Source organism: Kitasatospora sp. NPDC056651, from assembly GCF_042792155.1.
Taxonomy (GTDB): domain Bacteria; phylum Actinomycetota; class Actinomycetes; order Streptomycetales; family Streptomycetaceae; genus Kitasatospora.
In genome coordinates, this window is sequence record NZ_JBHTWX010000044.1 from 33,184 (window position 1) to 55,338 (window position 22,155).

Here is a 22,155-nt window from a genome sequence, read left to right on the forward strand (position 1 = left end):
GAGCCTCCGGTGTCCCCTACCGACAACCCGACGAGTGCGCACACCTTCCAGGTGGACCTGCGCGGCCTGGTGGACCTGCTCTCCCACCACCTCTACTCCAGCCCCCGGGTCTACCTGCGCGAGCTGCTGCAGAACGCGGTGGACGCGATCTCCGCCCGCCGCGCCCTCGACCCCGGGGCGCCGGCCGCCATCACCGTCCGCGCCGACGACGAGCTGTCCGTCACCGACACCGGCATCGGCCTGACCGAGCAGGACGTCCACACCTTCCTCGCCACCATCGGCCGCAGCTCCAAGCGCGACGCCGACGGCCGGCTCGACGGCGCCGGGCTGGCCCGCGCCCGCGGCGACTTCATCGGCCAGTTCGGCATCGGCCTGCTCGCCTGCTTCGTGGTCGCCGACGAGATCACCGTGCTCACCCGCTCCGCCGCCACCCCGGACGCCCCGGCGATCGAGTGGCGCGGCAGCTCCGACGGCAGCTACACCATCCGCGCCCTGCCCGCCTCGGCCAAGCCCGAGCCGGGCACCACCGTCACCCTCACCCCGCGCGCCGCCGCCGCCGAGTGGACCCGCCCCGGCCGGGTCCTCACCCTCGCCCGGGACTTCGGCGGCCTGCTGCGCCACGACGTGACGGTGGTCGACGCCAACGGCACCGAGCACCGGGTCAACCGCACCCCGCCGTGGGCCGAGCGGCACGCCTCCCCGCTCGCCAGGCGCGACGCCCTCACCGAGTACTGCCGCGCCGCCTTCGACTTCGCCCCGCTCGACACCATCGAGCTGGACCTGCCGCTGGTCGGCCTGCGCGGCGTCGCGTACGTCCTGCCCGACGCCGCCCCGCCCTCGCGCCGCAACGGCCACCGGGTGCACCTCAAGGGCATGCTGCTCTCCGACCAGGCCCACGAACTGCTGCCGGACTGGGCGTTCTTCGTCCGCTGCGTCGTCGACACCGACGGGCTGCGCCCCACCGCCTCCCGCGAGGGCCTGTACGCCGACGAGACGCTGGCCGCCGTGCGCGACGCGCTCGGCGCCAGGATCCGCGACTGGCTGACCGGCCTGTCCGCGAGCGACCCGGCGCTGCTGCACCGCTTCCTGTCCGTCCACCACCTCGCCGTCAAGGAACTCGCCCGCTACGACGACGAGTTGCTGCGGATGATGCTGCCCTGGCTGCCGTTCGAGACCACCGACGGCAACGTCACCCTGGACGAGTTCGCCCGCAGCCACCCGGTGGTGCTGGTGGCCCGTACCGTCGAGGAGTTCCGGCAGGTCGCCCCGATCGCCGGCGCGGCCGGGCTCGGCGTGGTCAACGGCGGCTACACCTACGACCGCGACCTGGTGCACCGGCTGCCCGAGATCCGCCCCGGCGTCTCGGTCTCCGACCTCGACCCGGGCACCGTCACCGCGCACCTGGACTCCGTCGACCCGGCCACCGAACTGGCCGCCAACGCCTTCCTGACGATCGCCCGCGAGGTGGTCGGCCGGTTCGACTGCGACGTCGCGCTGCGCAGCTTCCACCCGACCAACGCGCCCGCCCTGCTGCTCGACAACAGGGAGGCCCGGCACGAGCGCACCCGGGCCCAGCTCGCCGACGAGGCCGACGGCCTGTGGGCGGACATCCTGGGCTCGCTGCGCGCCGAGGTGCCCCGCGCCCAGCTGGTGCTCAACCACCTCAACCCGCTGGTGCGCCGCGCCGCCACCGTCACCAGCCGCGAACTGGCCGTCACCGCCGTCGAGGCGCTGTACGGGCAGGCCGTGCTGATGACCCGCCGCCCGCTCAAGGCCAGCGAGTCCGCCCTGCTCAACCGCTCCTTCATCAGCCTGCTCGACCACGCCATGCTCGGCCACGAGGCCGCCGGCGGCACCGGCTCCTCCGAGGGTGGCGGCACCGGCGGGACGGAGGCGTGATGCTGGACACCCCCGACGCGGTGATGGCCGCGCTGCGCGACAACGACGCCCGCCCGTACGGCCGGACCAGGACCGTCACCGCCGAGGAACTCGTCGACGCCGCCGAGCAGTTCGACGACACCGGGGTCCGCTCGATGGCCCTGCTGGAGCTGATGGAGGCCTACGAGTACGACGGTGAGCGCAGCAAGAGCCCGGTCGTCTTCGCCCGCGTCCTCAGGCTCTGGGACACCGACCCGGACGGCTTCGGCGACTGGGCCGGGCAGCAGGTGCTCTGGCGCTTCAAGTGGGTCGCCGACGCGCTCAAGGACACCCCGGACGTCCCGCTCGCGGCGATCCGGCGCTGGCACACCGAGCTGCGCGACCGCTACCGCGCGGCCGGCCACGACCTCCAGCCGTACTACGCCCAGCGCTACCACCTGGCCGCGCACACCGGCCTCGACGTGCAGGACGCCTACGAGCTGTGGGCGGCCCGCCCGCGCTCCGAGCTGAGCGACTGCCACGCCTGCGAGACCCGCGCCCGCGCCCGGCACTTCCTCGCCGCCGGGGACGACGCCCGGGCGCTGGAGACGCTCGCCCCGGTGCTGGACGGCCGCAGCGGCTGCGAGCAGGAGCCCTACCTCAGCCAGGCCACCGCGCTGCTCGCGCAGCTGCGCCAGGGCCGGCTGGACGAGGCCCGCTCCGGCCACCTCTCCGGCTACCGGTACGCCCGCGGCAAGGCCTCGATGCTGCACGCCGTCGGCCTGCACATCGAGTTCTGCGCGCTCTCCGGCAACGAGCCGCGCGGCCTGGAGCTGCTCGCCGAGAACCGCGACCTGTTCGCGGTCACCGGGGAGCCCGCCTCCCGGCTGGACTTCCTGACCGGCGTCGAGGTGCTGGCCGCCCAGCTCGCCCGGGCCGGCCACGGCGGGCTCGCGGTCAGCGGCCCGGCCGGCACCGCCTGGACGGTGGACACCCTGCTCGCCCACGCGCGCGCCGAGGCCGACGCGCTGGCCGCCCGGTTCGACGCCCGCAACGGCACCGGGGCCGTCGGCGCCGCCCGGCGCACCCGGCTGGCCGTCGAGCCGCTGCTGGCCGAGCCCCTGGCGCTGGGCGTGCGGGCCGCCGCCGCGCCCGAGCTGTCCGCCGCCCCGGCCGCCGCTCCCGCGCCGCGCCGGGCGGTCGAGCCGGAGCCGGAGGACTTCACCGCCCTGGTGCTCCGGGCCCGCGAGCTGGAGCTGCTCGGCCACCCGGACTCCGACCGGCTGTGGAAGCGGGTCGCCGAGCGCGTCGAGGCGGCCGGCTTCGTCCACCCGGAGAGCGCCGAGCTGGGCGGCCCCGAGCGGCTGCGCGCCGAACTCGCCGAGCAGCGCGCCCACGAGGCGCTGCAGCGCGACGCGTACGCCGAGGGCAAGGCCGGGCTGCTGGCCGCCGCCGAGCTGTTCGAGCGGGCGGGGCTGGCCGGGCCGGCGCTGATGGTCCGCACCCGGACGCTGATCGCCGACCTGGACGAGCGCGGCGGGGCCCCGGAGAACGACGGAGGCGAGGGCCGTGAGGTCGGCGAGGGCCGTGAGGTCGGCGAGGACCGTGTGGGCGGCGAGCACGGCGCCCGGCGGGCCGACTGGGCGGCGCTCGACGCGGCGCTGGCCCGGGCCGAGGAGCTGCGCGCCGCCGGCGAACTGACCGACGACGACTACCTGATCGTGCTCCAGACCCGCGCCTACGCCGCCCACCACGACCTGTCCGAGGAGCTGCCCGAGCCCGCCGACGAGGTGGCCGGGCGCTTCGAGGCGGTGGTCGGGGCCTACCGGCAGGCCGCCGTCCGGCTCGGTTCCGCGCGCCGCGCCGCGACGTCCCGGCAGTACACCGCCGACGCCGCCGCCCGGCAGGGCCGACTGCCCGAGGCGGAGGCCGAACTGCGCGAGGTGCTGGCCCAGCTGGACGCCGCCGAGCTGCCCTGGCACACCCCGCGGGTGCTCGGCCTGCTCGGCCAGGTGCTGCTGCAGGGCGACGAGCCGGGCCAGGCGGTCGAGGTGTTCCACCGGGCGCTGGCCGAGGCCGTGCGCTGGGGCGACGACTCCTACCCGTACGCGCCGACGCACATGATGCTCGGCCACTCCTGTCTGCGGTCGGGAGACCTCGGCGGGGCGGTCCGGGCGCTGTCGGAGGCGGCCGCGCGCTACGACCGCAAGGGCGCCGAGGCGGTCGAGGAGGCCGCCCAGGTGCGTCTGCAACTGGCCGACGTGCTGCGCGACACCGGCCGGCCGGCGGACGCGGTGGCCGTGCTGGAGTCGGTGCTGGGGGACGCGTCGGCGGCTCGGCTGGACGTCCGGATGATCGCCCAGACCCGGCTGGACCTGGCCCGGGGCCTGGGTGAGCTGGAGGAGTACCGGGACGCCGCCGAGGAGTACCTGCGGCTGGCCGACCTGGTGGCCGGCTGGGAGGACCAGGAGACCCACACCATGGTCGCCTGCGAGGCCGCCCTGGCGCTCGCCCAGGCGGACCGCTGGGACGCCGCCGAGGCGGCGCTGGCCCGGGCCCGCGAGGCGCACGGCCGGGCCCCGCAGACCGATCGACTGGCGGCCACCCTGCGGGAGTTCGCCAGGCTGACGACGCGGGAGCGGGGCGCCGACGGGCTGGCCGCCGCGCTGGCCCTGCTGGCCGAGGCGGACGCCGTCGGCGCCGCCGCCGAGCAGCGCGGCGAGGAGTACGACTCCTGGTACCTGCGCGGTGGTTCGCACTACGAGCGGGCGCGCTCGCTGGCCGTCGCCGAGCGGTACGAGGAGGCGCTGGCCGAGGCCGAGCGGGCGATCCCGGAGTACGAGGCGGGCGGCGAGCGGGCCGAGTCGCCGCGGGCGGAGTGCGTCCGGCTGGCCGCGCTGATCGAGGGCAGCGACCTCGGCCGCACCGGGGCGGCGGTCGCCCGGCTGACGGCCGGCATCGCGCGTTGCGAGGCGGTCGGGCTGCCGGAGGCGGCGGGGGTGCTGGCGGAGCTGCGGGAGCGGTTCGCCGGCGAGTGACGCGGATGCCGGAAGGGGCCCGGGATCGTGCGACCCCGGGCCCCCGCCGGTGCGTACCGGTCCGTCAGCAGGGGCCGTCGTCGGCCCAGACCCCCCACTGGCCGCCGGCGCTCGGCACCTCGTTCAGCGTCCACCACTTGGCGTGGTAGTTGTGCAGGTTGTACGAGACCTTGGCGCCGGAGTTGTACGTGGTGCTCGCGCTCCAGGCGGGGGCGGTGCAGGTGCCCGGGCCGGTCGGCGGGGGAGAGGTCGGCGGCGGGCTGGTCGGCGGAGGCGTGCTGGGCGGGGTCGCCCCGGCGAACTTCACCGTGTACTTGGTGAAGTCCCAGTCGCTCTGCGCCACGCTGGAGCAGGAGCCGGACAGCCCCGGGTCGACGTTGCCCGCGCACTGGCGGTCCCGGTTGACCGACCAGTAGGTGTACCGGGCGAGGCCGTGCGCGGTGGCGAAGTCCAGCACCGTCTGGAAGTCGGCCTGGTGGAAGTACTCGGCGGCGTCGGTGCGGCCGTTCATCATCGAGATGCCCTCGTGGGCGTACGCGGTGGCCTCGTTCCAGCCGAAGGTGGTCTGGAGGATCTGGTTGAACTTCGTCAGCGCGTCGGTCTGCGCCGCCGCGCCGTTGAAGCCGCCGTCGAACGGCATGATCGAGAAGTTGTCCGGCGTGAAGCCCTGGGACTTGGCCTCGTTCAGCATCTGGGTGCCGAACCAGCCGGTGCCGGCGTTGGTGCCGGCGGTGGTGACCGAGACGTACAGGCCCGGGTTGTTCTGCTGGAGGATCTTCGCCGCGCCGATCTCGTTGTGGATGGCGGCGGTGTTCTCGTACTCGGGTTCCTCCAGGTCGAAGTCGACCGCCTTGAGGCCGTACTTGGTGATCACCTTCTGGTAGCCGGCGGCGGTCGCCTCGGGGGTGCCACAGACCTGGCCCAGCTTGGTGCCGTTGTACCCGCCGACGGACACCGAGACGTCCCCGCCCTTGCCGCGGATGGTCTGGATGACGCTCGGCATGGTGGTGTCGGTGTCGATCGAGGAGGTGCCGCCCCAGGCGGGCGAACAGCTGTTGCCCTGGGCCAGGATGAACGCCAGCTGGAAGGCCTTCTGGCCGGTGGCGTCCATGACGGCGGCGGCGTCCGGCGGGCTGTTGTCCTCGGGCATCAGGTAGGGCGCCGAGGCGTACCAGTTGTTGCCGATGCCTCCGGCGGCAGCGGTCGTACCGGTGGTGTCCGCGGCGGCGGAGCCGGTGCCGGCCAGGGCGGCGGCACCGCCGGCGACCAGGCCGAGCGCGGTCGCCACGGCGAGCGCGGCGCGGCGGGGACGGCGGGGACGGTGGGGGCGGTGTCGGCGCGGTTCCGGCGGGGTGGGGTGCGGTGGACGTGCGCGTTCCATTGGAGGCCTTCCAGGAAACGGCGGTGGGGGAAGTGCCCGTTCGCGCCGGAGGTGGGGGTGGCGCGGCGGCAGGCCGAACTGCCCGGGGGCGATGGGTGGTTGCCGCAGGCTCTCACTGGTATAGACCTCTCCTCGAGCGCGGGTCAAGACCCGGTGGCGGAGGAGTTCGGAGGCCGGCAGAAGTGGAATCGTACCCTCCGGATACCTTCCTTTGACGGCTTTCGAAGTTGGTCTGGACAAGGCCTGGAGCGTCGGTTGGCTTTTCGAACCGCGAGATCTCGTGAGCACAAACGCACAGCCTCTCCCAATCCACCTTCGCACGAGGAGGAAAAAATGGTTCAGGCGATTCTCGACATGGTCGACCGCGTGGTTTCCGGCGGGCGTGGCACGAAGGTCGCGGACGCGACCTGCGCCTGCCCGGCCGGGAGCAGCACCCGCTGTTCCGGCTCGACGCTCTACGTCACGGAGTGCTGCTCCTGGAACTGCGCCGTCGCCCCGTCCTGCGTCACCTACGCGATCCTCGGTGGCTGCTGACCCGTCCCGGTTCGCTGACTGAACCGGTCGGCTGACACGGCCGCCGGTGCCCCCGCCGACGCAGGGTGGGGGCACCGGCGGAGGGGGAGTCATGACCGCATACCTGTTGCTCGGCTGCCGCGCCGTGATCGCGGTGGTCTTCGCGAGATCCGCCCTCGCCAAGCTCCGCGCCCGCCGTGACTTCGCGTCCGCGCTGCGGGCGATGGCGCTCCTCCCGCCGGGGACGACGGGCGCGGCGGTGATCGGCGTGCCGGCCGCCGAGGTCGCGCTCGCCCTCCTGGTCTGGACGCCCGCACCCCTTGCCACCTGGGCGTTCGCGGCGACGGCCGGGCTGGTCGCGCTGTTCGCCGCAGTCCTGGTCGTTCTGCTGAGACGGGGCACCGACGTCTCCTGCTCCTGCTTCGGTGCCTCCGGCGTACCGGTCGGCGGGGCGCACGTGGTGCGCAACCTGGTCCTGATCGCCATCGCCGTGACCGGCCTGGTGGCGAGCGCCCTGCCCGCTCCCGGTGGCCTCGGCGCGGCCGGAGCGGTGGTGGCGCTGCTCGCCGCCGGCTTCGCGAGCGTGCTGATCATCGCCACCGACACCCTGGTCGAGCTGTTCTCGGCGGCCCGCTGAGCCGCGTCGCACCGAACGGTGCCGGGCCGTGCCCGGTACCGCCCCGCGTCGGCGGCGCGGCCGTCCTTCCCCCGGTCCGCGCCGCGATCCCCTCCCTGCCCGAATAAACCCGGAACGAGGCCCGGATTCATTATGACAATGCTTCTCGTCATCCTTTTCGGCGGTCTTTCCCTGTTCAATCTCCTCCTGACGCTCGCGCTCGCGCGGAAAATCAACGGAAGCGGTTCCAGGGCCTCCTTCGGAAATGTCCAGGTCGGCGTTTCGATGCCCACGAACAGGCTTCCGGACGGTACTCCCGTGCCGGAATTCCGGGCGGTCACCGAACGGGACGGTGAGGTGACCCGGGCGGACCTGCTCGGCGCCCCGGCCGTGGTCGGCTTCTTCTCCGGGACCTGCGGGCCGTGCCTGGAGCAGGCACCCGACTTCGTCAAGGCCGTCGCCGACTACCCGGGCGGGCGCGAGCGGGTCCTCGCCGTCGTCAAGGGCAGCGGCCCGGTGGTCGCCGAACTGCGCACGCTGCTGGAGCCGGTGGCCCGGGTGACGATGGAGGGCGCCGGAGCCGGCGCCGACTCCACGGCCGAGGCGTTCGGGATCGTCGTGTGGCCCAGTTTCGTCGACATCGGGGCCGACGGCCGGATCGCCGACCGTCCGAGCGCCGGCGAACTCGTCATCCCGACCGCCGCGCGATGAGCGCGACCGCCGTCACCGGCGCGCTGGCCTGGCGCGCCGGCCGGGCCGTCCTGCTGCTCTCGCTGCTCTGCGGGCTGATCGCCGGTCTGCTGCCCGCCGCCGCCGCCCTGCTGGTGAGCCGCCTGTTCGACGCGCTCAGCGGCGCCTCGCCCGGCCCGACCACCGGGACCTGCGTCCTGCTGGTCGCGGCGAGCCTGGGGACGGCGCTGGCCCCCACGCTCAGCGAGTACACCCGCGCGCGCTCCAGCCGGGCGATCCGGCTGCGGGTGCAGGAGGAACTGTTCGAGGCGGTCAACCGGCTGCCCGGTCTGCGCTCCTTCGAGGACCCGCGGTTCCAGGACCGCCTCCGGCTCGCGCAGCAGGCCGGCGGCGCCGCCCCGGAGATCCTGGTCGGCGCGGCCTTCGGCAGCCTTCAGGCGCTGGTCACCGTCGTCGGCTTCCTCGGCACCGTGTTCGTCGTCAACCCCGTCCTCGGCGCCCTCACCCTGCTGCTGACACTGCCCCTGGTGCGGGCACAGCTCGCGGCCGGCCGCCGCCGGGCCTCCGTGCTGAGCGAGACCATGTCCCGCAGCCGGCGGCAGGCCTTCTACGGCAGCCTGGTCTCCGACGTCGACGCGGTGAAGGAGATCCGCCTGTTCGGCCTCCAGGACTTCCTGCGGCAGCGCGCCCGGCGGGAACTCCTGGCGGTCTGCGGCGCGGAGGAGCGGACCGACCGGCAGAACCTGGCCCGGCGGCTGCCCGCCTCCGTACTCGGCGTCGGCGTCTACGCGCTCGGCCTGCTCTGGGCCGTCCGCGCCGCCCGGCACGGCGAACTCTCGCTCGGCGAGGTCTCGGTGTGCCTGGCCGCGGTGGCCGGCATCCAGACCGGGGTCGGCCAGCTCGCCGCCCGGCGGCGGCCGGGACGGCGGCCGGGACGCGGGCCAGGGTGGCGGCCGGGGTGGCGGCCGGCCCCGGCGGGACCCGGCACGGCTGGTGGTGAAGCGGCTGGCGGCGCTGCCCGGTGATCCGGTCCCGCCGTCCGTCCGCGCGGTCCTGCCCGGCGGGACGGTGCCGGGCGGGCACGTGGTGCTGCTGGGCGACAACCCGGACTTCAGCACGGACTCCCGGGTGTGGGGCGCGGTTCCGGCGCGCAACGTGGTGGGCGTGGTGCTCGACGGCGTCCGGCTGCGGGGCTGACCCGCAGGACGGTCAGGCCCCGGCGGTGACGCCCGCCTCGGCGGTGACGCCCGTCCCGGCGGTGACGCCCGCCTCGACCCCCGCCAGCAGCCCGCTGACCGCCGGGGACCACGGACGGCCGGTCGGACCGGTCAGCGACAGCGTCCGGTGGACGGCGGGCCGGATCGGGACCAGGACGCAGTCGGCCGGCAGCATGGTCAGCGCCAGCGCCGGGATCGCCGTGACCCCGACGCCCGCGTGCACCATGCCGATCAGCGTGTTCAGGTCGCGGATGCGGTGCCGCGCTGTGAAGCGGGTGCCGGCCCGCCGGTAGGCCTCGCGGATGTGGCGCTCGCAGCCGCCCTCCGAGAGCAGGAAGTCGTCGTCCTCCAACTCCGCCACATGGACGGTCGGCTGGCCGGCCAGCGGATGGTCGCGGCGCAGCAGCGCGTGCATCGAGTCGGCGCCGAGCGCGACCGCCCCGGGCGGCAGCGGCCCGGCGTCCACCAGGACGGCGGCGTCCACCGTGCCCGCCTCCAGCCAGGCCGGCAGTTCGTCGTCCTCGCCCTCGAAGACCCGGACGGTCACCTGCGGGTGGGCCGCCCGCCACTCCCGCAGCAGCCCGGGCAGCAGTGCCTGGCAGACGGTGGCCGGCGCCGCCAGCCGTACGGTGCCGGTCAGGCCGCCGCGGTGCCGGGTGGCGATCGCGCGGACGGCGGTGGCCGAGGCGACGGCCGTCCGGGCGTGCGGCAGGACCTGCTCGCCCAGCGGGGTGGGGCGGCACGGGCTGGCGCGTCGTAGCACCGGCGCGCCGAGGGCGCGCTCCAGCGCGGCGACGGCGTGCGAGACCGCCGACTGGCTGATGCCCAGCTCGTCGGCGGCCGTGCTGAAGCCGCCGGTGTCGGCGACCGCGACCAGCGCGCGGAGCTGGGCGAGATTGACGTCCGAGGTCATGAGACTTCCTCATCGCGGGTGCCGTGTCACTTGTTGGACTCATGCTGTGCCGTCGCGCCACGCTCTGTCCAGAAAGCTCTGTTCGGAAGGCTCTGCCCGGAGAGCCCTGACCAGAGAGCCCTGACCAGCACACATGCTGTCCAGGAGGCACGACGGAAGGACGGAGGTGATCGGGGTGCGGCGCTGGTTGCCGGGCTTCGTGGCACTGTCGGCGATCTGGGGCGCCAGCTTCGCCCTGATCAAGGTGGCGGTCGAGGCGGGGGTGCCGCCGCTGTGGGTGGCGCTGTGGCGCTGTCTGCTCGGCGCCGCCGCGCTGTGGGCGGTGCTGCTGGTGCGCGGCGAGCCGGTCCCGCGTGACCGGGCGCTGTGGGGGCACTCGGCGGTGGTCGCGGTCCTGCTCAACAGCGTGCCGTTCACCCTGTTCTCGTTCGGCGAGACCAGGGTCAGCTCGGTGCTCGCCGGGGTGATGAACGCGACCACCCCGCTGTTCACCCTGCTGTTCGCGGTGCTGACCGTCCGTGAGGAGCGCCGCCCCGGCGCCCGCCGGCTGACCGGCCTCGGCCTCGGCTTCGTCGGCGTGCTCGTCGTGCTCGGGGTCTGGCACGGCCTCGGCACCGGGGCGAGCGCCGGCGCGCTGGCCTGCCTGGCCGCCGCCTGCTGCTACGGCGCGGGCTTCGCCTACCTGCGCCGTTTCCTGGCCGGCCGCCCGGAGTCGGTGACCACCCTCTCGGTGCTCCAGATCACCTGCGCCGCGGCCGAGCTGGCGCTGGTCGCGCCGCTCGCCGCCGGCCTGCCGCGCTGGCCCGGGGCCGGCGCGGCCGTCGCCCTGCTGACCCTCGGCGCGCTGGGCACCGGTGTGGCGTACCTGCTCAACCTGGGGCTGGTGCGCGGCGCCGGGACGACGGTGGCCTCCGCCGTCACCTACGTGATCCCGCTGTGGTCGACGGCCTTCGGCGCGGCCTTCCTCGCCGAGCCGGTCGGCTGGAACGCCCTGGCCGGCGGCGCGCTGGTGATCGCCGCCGTCGCGCTGACCAAGCCGCGCCCGGCCCCCGCGCGCGCCCCGAAGGAGCGTCAGCCGGTCGGTTAGGGTTGCCAGGGTGAGCGAGGGGGAACAGCGGCCCGGGGCCGTACGCGAGGCACTGCGGGCGGATCCGCTGCGCTTCCCGTTCACCCGCTGGGTGCCGCGCTGCTGGGCGTACCTGCTCGGCGGCGCGCTGCTCGGACCGCTGCTGCTGGTGGTCGTCGCGGTGCTGCTGGTGCTCGGCCTGGGCCTGTCGGTGGTCGGCGTCGGGCTGCCGGTGCTGCTCGCGCTGGCGCTCGTGGGCATCCCGGCCGCCGCGGTGGCCCGGTGGCGGCTGCGCCTGGTCGAACCGCTCCCGCTGCCCGATCCGCACCGCGGCCTGCCCGGGGCGGGCCGCCGCGCCCGGGTCCGCACCCGGCTGCGCGAGCGGGCCACCTGGCGCGAACTCGCCCACGCCGCGCTCACCTCGACCGTCCTGGCCGCCGCCTCTCTGGGCTTCGGCGCGCTGCTGCTCGGCTCCGGCCTGTACGTGCTCTCCCCGCTGGTGGTCTGGGCGCTCGCCCCGGAGACCGTGATGCTGCTCCCCGGGCACGCCGTCCCCGGGCCGCTCGCCGCCCTGCCGTTCGGCGCCGCCGGGCTGGCCGGCCTGCTGCTCTGCGCGTACGCCGGGGCGCTGCTGACCTCCGCCGAGGTCGCGCTGGCCCGCTTCCTGCTCGCGCCCCGGGAGGACGACCTCGGCCGTCAGGTGGTCGAACTCACCCGCTCCCGGGCCCGGTTGGCCGATGCCTTCGAGGCCGAGCGGCGCCGGATCGAGCGTGACCTGCACGACGGGGCGCAGCAGCAGCTGGTCGCGCTCAGCATGACCCTCGGGCTCGCCGAGTACGAGCTGCGCGACCAGGAGGGCCGCGCGGCCGAACTCGTCACCCGGGCACGCGGCGAGGCCCGGCAGGCCCTGGAACAGCTGCGGGACCTGGTGCGCGGCATCCACCCGCAGGTGCTCACCGACCACGGGCTCGCCGCCGCCGTCGCCGAGGTCGCGCTGCGCCACCCGATCCCGGTGGCCGTCGACATCGTCCTCCCGGAGCGGCTGCCCGCCCTCGTGGAGGCCACCGCCTACTTCACCGTCACCGAGGCGCTCACCAATGCCGCCAAGCACAGCGGAGCCGGCGCGATCACCGTCCACGGGAGGGTCGCGCGCGGCCGGCTGGTCGTCCGGGTGACGGACGACGGCCGCGGTGGGGCGGACCCGGCCGCCGGGGCCGGACTGGCGGGACTCGCCGACCGGGTGGCACTGCTGAGAGGACGGCTGATGGTGACGAGCCCGACGGGCGGCCCGACGACGCTGCGGCTGGAGGTCCCGTGCTGAGGGTGGTGCTCGCCGAGGACGCGGTGCTGCTGCGCGCCGGGCTGGTCGAACTCCTCGCTCTGGGCGGCCACTCGGTGACCGCCGCGGTCGGCGACGCCGGGGCGCTGGCCGAGGCCGTCGACGCCGACCGGCCGGACATCGTGGTCACCGACGTCCGGATGCCCCCCGACCACACCGACGAGGGCCTGCGCGCGGCCCTCGCCCTGCGCGAGCGCCACCCGGGCCTGCCCGTCCTGGTGCTCTCCCAGTACGTGGCGACCCCGTACGCGGCCAGGCTGCTCGCCGCCGCCGGCGCCCAACCGGCCGGTCTCGGCTATCTGTTGAAGGACCGGGTCGGTGACGTCGCGGACTTCCTGGACGCGCTGCGGCGGGTCGCCGGCGGGGAGACGGTGATCGACCCCGAGGTGGTCCGGGTGCTGCTGCGCGGCCAGTCGGCCGACCGCCCGCTGGCCCGGCTGACCCCGCGCGAGCGCGAGGTGCTGGCGCTGATCGCGGAGGGCCTCAACAATCAGGCGGTGGCGGGGCGGTTGAGCATCACCGAGGCCTCGGTGGTGAAGCACTGCGGGAACATCTTCATGAAACTGGACCTGGACCCGACGGAGGGGAACCGGCGGGTGCTCGCGGTGCTGGCGCACCTGCGGGGGGACGGCTGAGTGACACATCACCCACTTGTCACGGCGGTTGCGGTGCCGGAACGATGGCGTCATGGCGAGGACACCGGAACCGCAGAGCGCAATCGTCAACCGCATGCTCAAGGGCGAGGCGACCAGGGAGGACACCACCACGGCCCAGACCAACTTCCTGCTGTGGCTGCGTCAGGAATGGTCAGGGGACGGGGACTTGGCGCTGGCCACCTGCGAGAAGACGCTGACGGAGGCCGGGGGCGAGGAGTGGCGGTCGGTCCGGGAACGTGATCTGGCCGCCCACGTCTGGCTGTTCAGCTTCTCCTGCCCGAGCCGGGAGGACCTGCCGGGCCAGGCCCGGAACTGGGTGGCGGCGGTCCGCGCCAGCGGCGGGCCGGCCGCGATCGCCCGGCTGGTCAGGCACCTGCGGGGGCAGCCGGAGTGAGGGGCGCGGCCGGACCGGGCAGCGGCACCCGCGGGTCGAGCAGCTCGGTGAGCCGCCGCGCCGAGGCCTCCCAGGTCCAGTGCTCCTCGGCCCAGCGCCGTCCCGCCGCTCCCGTCCGGGCGCGTTCGGCGGGCGGGGCGAGCAGGATCCGGGTCAGTGCGGCGGCCACCTCGGCCGGCGCGCGGCCGTCGACGACCGTGCCGGTGACGCCGTCGAGGACGGTGTCCGGAGCGCCGCCGGAGCGGCCGGCCACCACCGGCAGCCCGGCCGCGGCCGCCTCCAGGTAGACGATGCCGAGGCCCTCGGCCTCCAGGCCCAGCCGGCGGGTGCGGCAGGGCATCGCGAAGACGTCCGCCGCGGCGTAGTGGGCGGCCGTCGCGGCGTGGTCGAGGCCGCCGGTGAACACCACGCTGCCCGGCTCGGTGAGCCGCAGGGCCAGACCCCGCAGCCGGTCCTCGTCCGGGCCCCGGCCGACCAGCACCAGGGTGGTCCCCGGCACGGCCCGGCGGATCGCGGGCAGGGCGCGGATCAGCACGTCCTGGCCCTTGCGCGGGACCAGCCGGGCCACGCAGAGGATCACCGGCGATCCGTCCGGGCTCCGTCGGCCGGCCGGCTGGAAGACCGAGGCGTCGACGCCGGGCACCAGGCGCGCCAGCCGGGCGTCCGGCCCGAGCGCCGGGGCGATCCGGGCGCGGGTGTAGCCGCCGAGGTAGGTCACCACGTCCGTGCCGCGGCCGATCCGGCGCAGCAGGCTGCGGGCCCCCGGGGTGCGGGCCCACCAGATCTCGTGGCCGTGGGTGGTGGCGACGGTGCGCCGGATGCCGGGCGCCAGCCGCCGCAGCCCGGGGGCCATCGTGGCGAGCGGGGCGGCGGCGCCGAACCAGACCCGGTCGCAGCCGTGCGCACGGGCGATCTCGGCGGCCCGGCGGGTGACCCGCGGGGTGGGCAGCAGGGTGCGGGAGCGGTCGCGGATCACCGGGTAGGGGAGAGCGGCGTCATGGCTCCGCGCGCCGGGCTCGGCCGAGGTGTAGACCACGACGTCGTGGCCGGGGAGGCGGTCGGCCATGGCCCGGACGAAGGTTTCGATGCCGCCCTGGCGCGGCGGGAAGTCGTTGGTGACGACGAGGGTGGTGCCCATGGCAGGCCTTTCGGATCGGGGAGCGGAGAGGAGGAGAGGGGGAGCAGGACGAGGAGGAGCGGCAGTGCGAGGTAGCCGAACCGCCCGGCGGGGGCGAGCAGGAAGGCCGCCGACAGCCCCAGGGCCAGCCGCCGCGCGGCGGCCGTCGCGGTGCGGGGCGGGTGGGTGAACAGGGAGGTCCCGACGGCGAGTCCGGCGAGCAGCAGCAGGCCGACGGCGGCGTACCAGCCGGGCGGGCCGAGGTCGGCGAGCAGCCGCCCGGGCAGCGGGCTGGCGGCCGGGGTGGGCAGTCGGCCGCGACCGGTCGGAAAGGCGAACACCTGCTCCACCAGCGGCCGCGGCGCGCGCAGCGCCACCGGCAGCACCGCCACCGCCGTCGCCCCCACCGCGAGGGCCGCCCCGCGCAGGGCCGCGCGCCGTCCGGCGGTGGCCGCCAGCAGGGCCGCCACCACGGCGAGCGCGGGCCAGGCCGTCCACTTCAGCGAGCAGGCGGTGGCCAGGGCCAACCCGGCCGCCACCGGCCGCCGTTCGGAGGCGCGGACCAGGGCGAGCCAGCAGAGGCCGGTGAGCGGCAGGTCGACCCCGCTGACGCACAGCGGCAGCGCGACCAGCGGCGAGGCGGTGAGCGCGGCGGCGCCGAGCCGGCGCCCGGCGGGTACCGTCCGCAGCACGCAGACGAGGAACACCGCCGCGCACCACAGCCGGGCGTCGCCCAGCGGCCAACCGCCCAAGGAGGTGTTGCCCAGCAGCGCCCGGGGCAGGCCCAGCAGGGCCATCCCGGGGAGGTACGGGGTGTACTCCACGACGGAGCCCGGGTCGGCCAGGTAGGGCGTGCCGGTGTGCAGCAGCAGCGACCCGGCGCGCTCGATCACCGCGACCTCGCTCTGCCCCCGCCCCTCCAGGACGAGGACGCCCAGCGGCACCAGCACCGCGCCGACGGCCGCGACCGCCACCGACAGCTCACGCCCGCGCCGCCGCGCCGACACCGCGGCGAGCGCCGCGAGCAGGTACCCGCCGGCCGCCCAGACCCCCCAACTCCGGTGCGGCCCCAGCCCGGACAGCACCGGGAACGCCCCCGCCCACCCCGCCGCGACCAGCCATCCGCCGGCCCACCACCACGCCCGTTTCGTCACCCCTTCATTGCATCGGCGCAGGTCGGCGGGGGCATCACGGCCAGGTCGAGTCCTGTGGTCGGGTTTCCCCTACCACCGGGGGTGCCCCGGGGCGCCCCCGGTGGCGGGCGCCGGGCGGGGCACCCCCACCCGTACTGACGTTCGGTGGCCGACGGATTACTGATCGTCCCCGGCGGCCCGCTATCCTCGCCGTGTGCTGAGGTCGTGGGGTGCGGCGGTGGAGCGGGCGCAGGACCGGTTGGCGGCGGGGCCGCGGTTGCGGGCGGTCGGACCGGGCGAGGAACGGCGGTTCGCGCTCTGGGACTTGGCGTCCCTGCTGGAGGGCGAGCTGGGCGAGCTGGTGGACCCGGACGGGCTGGCGCCGGAGGCGGAGCGCGGGTGGCGGGAGCGCCTGGGGGAGAGCGGGCGGGAGTGGCCGGGCGGGGAGCTGTACCGGCGTCGCTACTGGATCCGGGACGAGGCCGGCGCGGTCGTGGGCACCGTCGCCGTGGACAACTGGACCAAGGGCCCGAGCCAACTCGCCGTCTCCTCCCTCTACGTGACCCCGCCCGCGCGCGGCCGGGGACTGGCCGCCGCCGCGCTGGACGCGGTGTACGAGGCGGCCACCGCCGAGGGCCTGCCCGGCTTCCGGCTGGAGGCGCACTGGACCTGGCAGCCGGCCGTCCGCTACTACCTGCGCCGGGGCCTGTGGGTGGTGGGCTGGAAGCACGCGCTGTCCTTCGCCCGGATGCCCCAACTCCCGCCGCACCGGGTGCGGGAGGAGGACGGGCGGCTGCTCCTGCTGGTCGCGGACCGGTCGCGCGGCTGGGTGCCGATACTGGCCGCCGGGCAGGAGGGCCGCTGGCTGCGGCTGGACGAGACGGCGGACTACCGGGGCTGCGACGGCTGGGTGCACGAGTACGCCCGCTCCACGCTGGCCCTGTGCCTGGCACTGGCCGGGCGGCCGCTGGTGCGCGGCCCGCAGTGGTGGGCGGAGGCGTGGCGCTGGTCGGACGCCGGGGAGCCGGAGGGGCTGGCGCACCGGATCGAGGGGTTCGAGCGGGCCGCCCGGCAGGTCGGCCGACGGTTCGCGAGCCCGTACCGCCCGGTGGTGCGGCCCGAGTCCGGGGCGGTTTCCTCCGCGCCGCCGGAGTCCGGCGTCGTCCCGTCCCCGCAGCCGGAGTCCGGCGTCGACCCCTCCCCGCAGCCGGAGTCCGGCGCCGTCGCCTCCCCGCAGCCGCCCGCGCGGCCGTCCCGGCAGCTGGCAGACTCGGGGGATGGCTGAGATCGAGATCGACGGCGCCCCCGCCGACCCGGCGCGACTGGCCGCGCTGGGCCTGCTCAACTACGGGCACTTCACCACCCTGCGCGCCGAGGCGGGCCGGGTGCGCGGCCTTTCGCTGCACCTGGACCGGCTGGTCCGGGACTGCCGGGTGCTGTTCGGCGCCGAGTTGGACCGGGCGGCGGTGCGCGAGCGGATCGCCGCGGTGCTGCCCGCCGGCGGCGCGCCGGTGACCGTCCGGGTCACCGTGTACGACCCGGCGCTCGGCCTGGAACGCCCCGCCGCCCCGGCCGCGCCCGCCCTGCTGGTGACCACCCGTCCGGCCGCGGCCGCCGCGCCCGCCCCGCTGCGGGTCCGCACCACGGCGTACCGGCGGGAGCTTCCGCAGGTGAAGCACGTCGGCCTGTTCGGCCTGGTCCACCACCGGCGGCTGGCCCAACTGGCCGGGTACGACGACGTGTTGCTGGTCGACGAGGAGGGCCTGGTGGTCGAGGGCGCGACCTGGAACGTGGGCTTCCTGGCCGAGGGCAGGCTGGTCTGGCCGCAGGGCCCGAGCCTGCCCGGCGTCACCGAGGCGCTGCTGTCCGCCGCGTACCCGGGCCCGCAGTCCCGCGAGCCGCTGGGTGCCGCCGGACTGGACCGCTTCACCGCCGCCTTCGCGGTGAACGCGGGCGTCGGGGTGCGCCCGCTGGCGGCCGTGGACGGCACCGCCTTCGACCCCGCCCACCCGGCGCTGGCCGAGCTGCGAGCCGTCTACCTGGGGGTTCCCGCCGAACCGGTGGGGGGATAACCCCACCCCCGGTCCGCCGGTGGCCCGCATGGTCGCCGGCGCCCGTCCTTCCTAGGTTGGAACGCGTTGACGACGAGCGACGCAGCACCGAAGGAAGGCCCCTCCATGGCACGCCGCCAAGACCGCCGCAGGACCGAGCAGCACGGCACCGGCCCGTACGGCGGCGACCCGTACGGATCGGCGCCGTACGGGTCCGTGCCGTACGGGTCGGCGGCGCGGACGGCCCCCGCGATCGAACTGCGCGGGGTGTGCCGCGGCTACGGGCGCGGCGAGGCGAGGGTGCAGGCGCTGCGCGGGCTCGACCTGGCGCTCGCCCACGGCAGCTTCACCGCGGTGATGGGCCCCTCCGGCTCCGGGAAGTCCACCTTCCTCCAGTGCGCGGCGGGCCTGGACCGCCCGGACTCCGGGCAGGTCCGGCTCGGCGGCGAGGACATCACCGCGCTGAGCGAGAACCGGCTCACCGAGCTGCGCCGCAGCCGGATCGGCTTCGTCTTCCAGTCCTTCAACCTGCTGCCCTCGCTGTCCGTCGAGCAGAACGTGCTGCTCCCGCAGCGCCTCGCCGGGGAGCGCCAGGAGCGCTCCCGGGCGCGGGAGTTGCTGGAGCGGGTGGGCCTCGGCGAGCACGCCCGGCGGCGGCCCGGCCAGCTCTCCGGCGGCCAGCAGCAGCGGGTGGCGATCGCCCGCGCGCTGATCACCCGCCCGGACGTGCTGTTCGCCGACGAGCCGACCGGCGCGCTGGACACCCGGACCGCGCACGAGGTGCTGACCCTGCTGCGGCAGGCGGTGGACTCCCTCGGCGCGACCGTGGTGATGGTGACCCACGACCCGGTGGCGGCCTCCTTCGCCGACCGGGTGCTGTTCCTGGCCGGCGGCGCCATCGTGGACGACCTGCCGCACCCGAGCCCGCAGGCCGTCGCGGACCGGATGGTCGCGCTGACCGCCCGCCCGGTGGGAGTGGCGGCATGACCAACGGACTCGCGCGCTCCTCGGTGCGCTTCCGGCCCGCGTCCTTCGTGGGCACCCTGGTCGCCCTGCTGCTGGGCGCCGCCGTGGTGGTGGCCTGCGGCACGCTGCTGCAGACCGGCCTGACCGCGAGCCTGGAGACCGACCGGTACGCGGCCGCCCCGGTGCTGGTCGCGGCCGAGCAGTCGGTGAAGATCCACCGGAAGGTCGGCGAGGACACCGAGACCGTCGAGCAGGCCACGCCGGAGCGGGCCCGCACCGACGCCGCGCTGGTCGGCCGGATCGCCGCGCTGCCCGGGGTCGCCGCCGCCCGTCCGGACACCGCCTTCCCCCTGCCCGCCACCGGGCCGACTCCGGCGCTGACCGGCCGCGGCTTCGCCGCGCTCGGCATCGCCGGGCCGGCCGACACTCTGGTCGAGGGTCGCGCGCCCGGCGCGAACGAGGTGGTGCTGGACGCCGACACGGCGCATGCCGCCCACCTCGCTCCCGGCGCGAACCTCACGCTCACCGCGCCCGGCGGCACCGCGAGCTACCGGGTCTCCGGCCTGGCCGCCGCCCAGCAGGCCGGCCCCACCGCCTGGTTCGCCGACGCCACCGCCGACCGGCTCTCCGGCCACCCGGGCCGGATCGACGCCATCGCCGTGCAGCCCCGCGCGGGCGTGCCCACCGCCGCGCTCGCCGCCCAGGTCCGGCAGGCCGTCGGCGGCGAGGCCAGGACCTTCACCGGGGACGGCCGGGGCGCCGTCGAGCACCCCGCCCTCGGCGGTGCCCGCACCATGCTGATGGCCCTCGGCGGCACCTTCGGCGGCTACGCCACCATGACCGCGGTCTTCGTGGTGATGAGCACCGTCGCCCTCGCCACCGGGCAGCGCGCCCGCGAGTTCGCCCTGCTGCGCGCGATCGGCGCCACCCCGCGCCAGATCCGCCGCACCATCGCCGCCGAGGCGATGCTGGTCGCGCCGCTCGCCGCCGCGCTCGGCATCCTGCCCGGACTCGCGCTCGCCCGCTGGTGGTTCGGCCAGCTGGTCGAGCGCGGCGCCGTCCCCGAGGGCGTCCGGCTGGCCGTCGGCCCGCTGCCGATGCTCGCCGCCGTCCTCGCCTGCACCCTCGCCGCGCTCACCGCAGGCTTCCTGGCCGCCCGTCGGCCGTCCCGGATGCGCGCCGCCCAGGCGCTCGGCGAGGCCGCCGTCGAACCGCCCCGCCCGGGCTGGGTGCGCACCGCCTTCGGGCTGGTCTTCACCGCCGGCGGCACCGTGGCCGCCGTCGTCGCCACCGCCCTGGACGGTGCCACGGCCGCGCAGACCGCGCTCGGCGTGGTGATGTGCTTCATGCTGGCCGTCGCCCTGCTCGGCCCCTGGCTGGCCCGGGCCGCCGCCGTGGTGCTCGGCGCCCCGCTGCGGGCCGGCGGCGCGGCGGGCTCGCTGGCCGCCGACAACACCCGCGCCAACGCCCGCCGGCTGGCCTCGGCGATCACCCCGATCGTCCTGGTCACCGCCTTCTGCGGCACCCTGCTGGTCCTCCAGAGCACCGTGCGCCACACCACCGGCGAGAACGTCCGGGCCGGCGTCACCGCCGACCACGTGGTCGGCGCCACCGGGCCCGGCCTGCCCGCCGGCACGGCCCGGCGGGCGGCCGGGGTGCCCGGTGTGGACACCGCCGTCGGGGTGCTGCGCACCGGCGTCGTCTACGAGAACGCGGGCCGGCTCGGCTCCGCGCCCGTGCTCGGCGTCGACGGCGACCCGGCCCGGCTGCCGAAGGTGCTCGACCTGGGCGTGCGCAGCGGCTCGCTGGCCGACCTCGGCCGCGCCCCCGACACCGTCGCGCTGAGCACCACCATGGCCGACGCCCTCGGCGCGAAGGTCGGCGACCGGGTCCCGCTCTGGCTCGGCGACGGCACCGCCGTCCGGCCCGCCGTGGTCGCGGTGTACGGGCGCGGGCTCGGTGTCGGCCAGGCGGTGCTGCCCCGGGCCGCGGTGGCCGGGCACGTCACCGCCGGGTACGACAGCCAGGTGCTGGTCGCCGACGCCCCCGGCGCCGACGGCGCGGCGGTCGCCGCCGGTCTGGGCGAGCTGGCCGGGGCCGCCGTGACCGACCGGGCCGGCTTCGTCGCCCAGTCCGACAAGGACCTGGAGCTCAGCGGCTGGGCCAACACCGTGATGGCCGGCGTGCTCGGCGGGTTCGCCGCCGTCAGCGCCGCCAACACCCTGGTGATGACGGTGCTGGACCGGCGCCGCGAGGTGGCGCTGCTGCGGCTGGCCGGCACCACCCGGAGGCAGGTGCGCGGCATGATGCGCTGGGAGGCGCTGCTGGTGGCCGTGACCGGTCTCGGGGTCGGCGCGGCGATCGCCGGGATCACCCTGGTGCCGGTCGCGCGGGGCGTGGCCGACTCCGCCCCGTACGTCCCGCCGATGCTCGCCCTGCCGCTGGCCGTCGGCGCGGTGTTGCTCTGCCTCGGCGCGACCGGGCTGCCGGTCCGCGCGCTGCTGCGGGCCAGGCCGGCGGCACTGGGTGCGGTGCGGCAGTAGCCGGCCGCGGCAGGTCGGGAAGGGGTGCCCTCGGGAACGGCTCGGGGGCACCCCTTCCCGGGTCGGTGGTGGCGGGCTCCGGCGGCGGGAGCTGCTATGTTGAACGCGTTCAAATGCTGCCGTGGAGGGGGGAGTCATGAGGACGGTTCCTGCGAGTGCGCCGGGGCTCGTCGCGCTGGCGATGGGGGTGTTCGCCCTACCTCTGGTGCTCGTCGGGGTGCGGGACGGATTCCACGCCTCGGTCGTGCACGTCGTCGTGGCGGCCTGCTTCGTCCCGTGCGTGGTGGCACTCCTGTGGCCCGGACCGGGCGGCTTCCGGGCCGCCACCGTCGCCGCCGGGTCGGCGATGGTGCCGGTGGCGGTGTTCGCCGCACTGTTCCTCCTCTGGGCCGGAGCGGGGCTCGGCCGCCTGGGCGGGGCCCTGGTCGGGCTCGCGCTGCCGGTCGCGACGATCGCCTCGCTGGTCGGCGCCTTCCAGCGGGCCGAGGGCCTTCACCGCGGCCTCCGAGCGGCCGTGGTCGGCCGCTCGGTGGCCGCTCTGTCCGTCATCGGCTGGGTCCTGCTGCTCTTCGCCTCGGGCCCGACCTCGCCCGGCGGATAGCGGTGACCGCCGAACGGTGACCGCCGAACCGGGGGCCCGCCGGAGCGTCGGCCGCGGCCGACGC

General features: G+C 76.2%; 20 protein-coding genes. 16 read left to right on the forward strand and 4 right to left on the reverse strand.

The annotated features are described in order from the left end of the window. Positions 1-9 precede the first annotated feature (9 nt). Both ACFRAR_RS18840 and ACFRAR_RS18845 read left to right on the forward strand, forming a co-directional pair. Entirely contained in the window at positions 10-1,899 is a 1,890-nt protein-coding gene (locus ACFRAR_RS18840) for an HSP90 family protein (RefSeq protein WP_380699213.1), read from the forward strand. Beyond that, positions 1,899-4,895 carry a hypothetical protein gene (locus ACFRAR_RS18845; RefSeq protein WP_380699214.1) on the forward strand — a complete coding sequence of 999 codons (2,997 nt, stop codon included), beginning with the start codon at positions 1,899-1,901 and terminating at the stop codon, positions 4,893-4,895. The genes ACFRAR_RS18840 and ACFRAR_RS18845 overlap by 1 nt, the downstream gene beginning before the upstream one ends. A 64-nt stretch (positions 4,896-4,959) precedes the next feature. Here ACFRAR_RS18845 and ACFRAR_RS18850 read toward each other — a convergent pair whose 3' ends face one another. Next, a complete protein-coding gene (locus ACFRAR_RS18850; protein ID WP_380699215.1) occupies positions 4,960-6,276 on the reverse strand; it encodes a chitinase in 1,317 nt (438 codons plus the stop codon). A 333-nt stretch (positions 6,277-6,609) separates the two neighbouring features. On the opposite strand from ACFRAR_RS18850, the gene ACFRAR_RS18855 reads away from it, so the two are divergent. From ACFRAR_RS18855 to ACFRAR_RS18875, 5 genes are all read left to right on the forward strand, one after another. Next, positions 6,610-6,810, forward strand: coding sequence for a hypothetical protein (locus ACFRAR_RS18855; protein WP_380699216.1), 201 nt, complete (start codon positions 6,610-6,612; stop codon positions 6,808-6,810). A 91-nt stretch (positions 6,811-6,901) separates the two neighbouring features. After that, positions 6,902-7,426: a MauE/DoxX family redox-associated membrane protein gene (locus ACFRAR_RS18860; RefSeq protein ID WP_380699217.1), complete on the forward strand. Its 525-nt coding sequence runs from the start codon at positions 6,902-6,904 to the stop codon at positions 7,424-7,426. Between the two features lie 297 nt (positions 7,427-7,723). Continuing rightward, on the forward strand, positions 7,724-8,116 hold the full coding sequence (locus ACFRAR_RS18865; protein WP_380699218.1) for a TlpA disulfide reductase family protein: 393 nt from the start codon (positions 7,724-7,726) through the stop codon (positions 8,114-8,116). After that, positions 8,113-9,120, forward strand: coding sequence for an ABC transporter transmembrane domain-containing protein (locus ACFRAR_RS18870; protein ID WP_380699219.1), 1,008 nt, complete (start codon positions 8,113-8,115; stop codon positions 9,118-9,120). Before ACFRAR_RS18865 ends, ACFRAR_RS18870 begins: the two co-directional genes overlap by 4 nt. Continuing rightward, entirely contained in the window at positions 9,089-9,292 is a 204-nt protein-coding gene (locus ACFRAR_RS18875; RefSeq protein ID WP_380699220.1) for a S26 family signal peptidase, read from the forward strand. The genes ACFRAR_RS18870 and ACFRAR_RS18875 overlap by 32 nt, the downstream gene beginning before the upstream one ends. Positions 9,293-9,304: 12 nt before the next feature. Here ACFRAR_RS18875 and ACFRAR_RS18880 read toward each other — a convergent pair whose 3' ends face one another. After that, on the reverse strand, positions 9,305-10,225 hold the full coding sequence (locus ACFRAR_RS18880) for a LysR family transcriptional regulator (RefSeq protein WP_380699221.1): 921 nt from the start codon (positions 10,223-10,225) through the stop codon (positions 9,305-9,307). Between the two features lie 175 nt (positions 10,226-10,400). Between ACFRAR_RS18880 and ACFRAR_RS18885 the strand changes: the two genes are divergently transcribed. From ACFRAR_RS18885 to ACFRAR_RS18900, 4 genes are read left to right on the forward strand one after another with little or no spacing between them, the layout of a single operon-like run. After that, the gene (locus ACFRAR_RS18885; protein ID WP_380699222.1) at positions 10,401-11,312 is read left to right on the forward strand and encodes a DMT family transporter; all 912 of its coding nucleotides are present in this window, start codon (positions 10,401-10,403) and stop codon (positions 11,310-11,312) included. Between the two features lie 10 nt (positions 11,313-11,322). Further along, positions 11,323-12,612: a sensor domain-containing protein gene (locus tag ACFRAR_RS18890; RefSeq protein ID WP_380699223.1), complete on the forward strand. Its 1,290-nt coding sequence runs from the start codon at positions 11,323-11,325 to the stop codon at positions 12,610-12,612. Then, positions 12,606-13,265, forward strand: coding sequence for a LuxR C-terminal-related transcriptional regulator (locus ACFRAR_RS18895; protein WP_380699224.1), 660 nt, complete (start codon positions 12,606-12,608; stop codon positions 13,263-13,265). The genes ACFRAR_RS18890 and ACFRAR_RS18895 overlap by 7 nt, the downstream gene beginning before the upstream one ends. Positions 13,266-13,317: 52 nt before the next feature. Next, positions 13,318-13,680, forward strand: coding sequence for a hypothetical protein (locus tag ACFRAR_RS18900; RefSeq protein WP_380699225.1), 363 nt, complete (start codon positions 13,318-13,320; stop codon positions 13,678-13,680). Here ACFRAR_RS18900 and ACFRAR_RS18905 read toward each other — a convergent pair. Continuing rightward, complete coding sequence (locus tag ACFRAR_RS18905; RefSeq protein ID WP_380699226.1) at positions 13,652-14,746, reverse strand: glycosyltransferase family 4 protein; 1,095 nt, start codon at positions 14,744-14,746, stop codon at positions 13,652-13,654. The two genes, ACFRAR_RS18900 and ACFRAR_RS18905, sit on opposite strands and share 29 nt — an antisense overlap. After that, positions 14,653-15,951, reverse strand: a complete 1,299-nt coding sequence (locus ACFRAR_RS18910; protein ID WP_380699227.1) for a hypothetical protein — start codon at positions 15,949-15,951, stop codon at positions 14,653-14,655. The genes ACFRAR_RS18905 and ACFRAR_RS18910 overlap by 94 nt, the downstream gene beginning before the upstream one ends. A 193-nt stretch (positions 15,952-16,144) precedes the next feature. On the opposite strand from ACFRAR_RS18910, the gene ACFRAR_RS18915 reads away from it, so the two are divergent. The 5 genes from ACFRAR_RS18915 (at position 16,145) to ACFRAR_RS18935 (ending at position 22,091) form a co-directional block, all read left to right on the forward strand. Then, entirely contained in the window at positions 16,145-17,215 is a 1,071-nt protein-coding gene (locus ACFRAR_RS18915) for a GNAT family N-acetyltransferase (protein WP_380699228.1), read from the forward strand. Beyond that, entirely contained in the window at positions 17,208-18,002 is a 795-nt protein-coding gene (locus ACFRAR_RS18920; protein ID WP_380699229.1) for an aminotransferase class IV, read from the forward strand. The genes ACFRAR_RS18915 and ACFRAR_RS18920 overlap by 8 nt, the downstream gene beginning before the upstream one ends. Positions 18,003-18,107: 105 nt before the next feature. Next, positions 18,108-18,968 carry an ABC transporter ATP-binding protein gene (locus tag ACFRAR_RS18925; RefSeq protein ID WP_380699230.1) on the forward strand — a complete coding sequence of 287 codons (861 nt, stop codon included), beginning with the start codon at positions 18,108-18,110 and terminating at the stop codon, positions 18,966-18,968. Further along, the gene (locus tag ACFRAR_RS18930) at positions 18,965-21,490 is read left to right on the forward strand and encodes an FtsX-like permease family protein (RefSeq protein ID WP_380699231.1); all 2,526 of its coding nucleotides are present in this window, start codon (positions 18,965-18,967) and stop codon (positions 21,488-21,490) included. Before ACFRAR_RS18925 ends, ACFRAR_RS18930 begins: the two co-directional genes overlap by 4 nt. A 136-nt stretch (positions 21,491-21,626) precedes the next feature. After that, entirely contained in the window at positions 21,627-22,091 is a 465-nt protein-coding gene (locus ACFRAR_RS18935) for a hypothetical protein (RefSeq protein WP_380699232.1), read from the forward strand. The last annotated feature ends 64 nt before the right edge of the window (positions 22,092-22,155 follow it).

Bases quoted from the DNA above. Each gene is read 5' to 3' on its own strand.
- ACFRAR_RS18845 (WP_380699214.1), top strand. From the start codon at position 1,899: ATGCTGGACACCCCCGACGCGGTGATGGCCGCGCTGCGCGACAACGAC.
- ACFRAR_RS18850 (WP_380699215.1), bottom strand. From the start codon at position 6,276: ATGGAACGCGCACGTCCACCGCACCCCACCCCGCCGGAACCGCGCCGA.
- ACFRAR_RS18855 (WP_380699216.1), top strand. From the start codon at position 6,610: ATGGTTCAGGCGATTCTCGACATGGTCGACCGCGTGGTTTCCGGCGGG.
- ACFRAR_RS18860 (WP_380699217.1), top strand. From the start codon at position 6,902: ATGACCGCATACCTGTTGCTCGGCTGCCGCGCCGTGATCGCGGTGGTC.
- ACFRAR_RS18870 (WP_380699219.1), top strand. From the start codon at position 8,113: ATGAGCGCGACCGCCGTCACCGGCGCGCTGGCCTGGCGCGCCGGCCGG.
- ACFRAR_RS18880 (WP_380699221.1), bottom strand. From the start codon at position 10,225: ATGACCTCGGACGTCAATCTCGCCCAGCTCCGCGCGCTGGTCGCGGTC.
- ACFRAR_RS18900 (WP_380699225.1), top strand. From the start codon at position 13,318: ATGGCGAGGACACCGGAACCGCAGAGCGCAATCGTCAACCGCATGCTC.
- ACFRAR_RS18905 (WP_380699226.1), bottom strand. From the start codon at position 14,746: ATGGCCGACCGCCTCCCCGGCCACGACGTCGTGGTCTACACCTCGGCC.
- ACFRAR_RS18920 (WP_380699229.1), top strand. From the start codon at position 17,208: ATGGCTGAGATCGAGATCGACGGCGCCCCCGCCGACCCGGCGCGACTG.
- ACFRAR_RS18925 (WP_380699230.1), top strand. From the start codon at position 18,108: ATGGCACGCCGCCAAGACCGCCGCAGGACCGAGCAGCACGGCACCGGC.
- ACFRAR_RS18930 (WP_380699231.1), top strand. From the start codon at position 18,965: ATGACCAACGGACTCGCGCGCTCCTCGGTGCGCTTCCGGCCCGCGTCC.
- ACFRAR_RS18935 (WP_380699232.1), top strand. From the start codon at position 21,627: ATGAGGACGGTTCCTGCGAGTGCGCCGGGGCTCGTCGCGCTGGCGATG.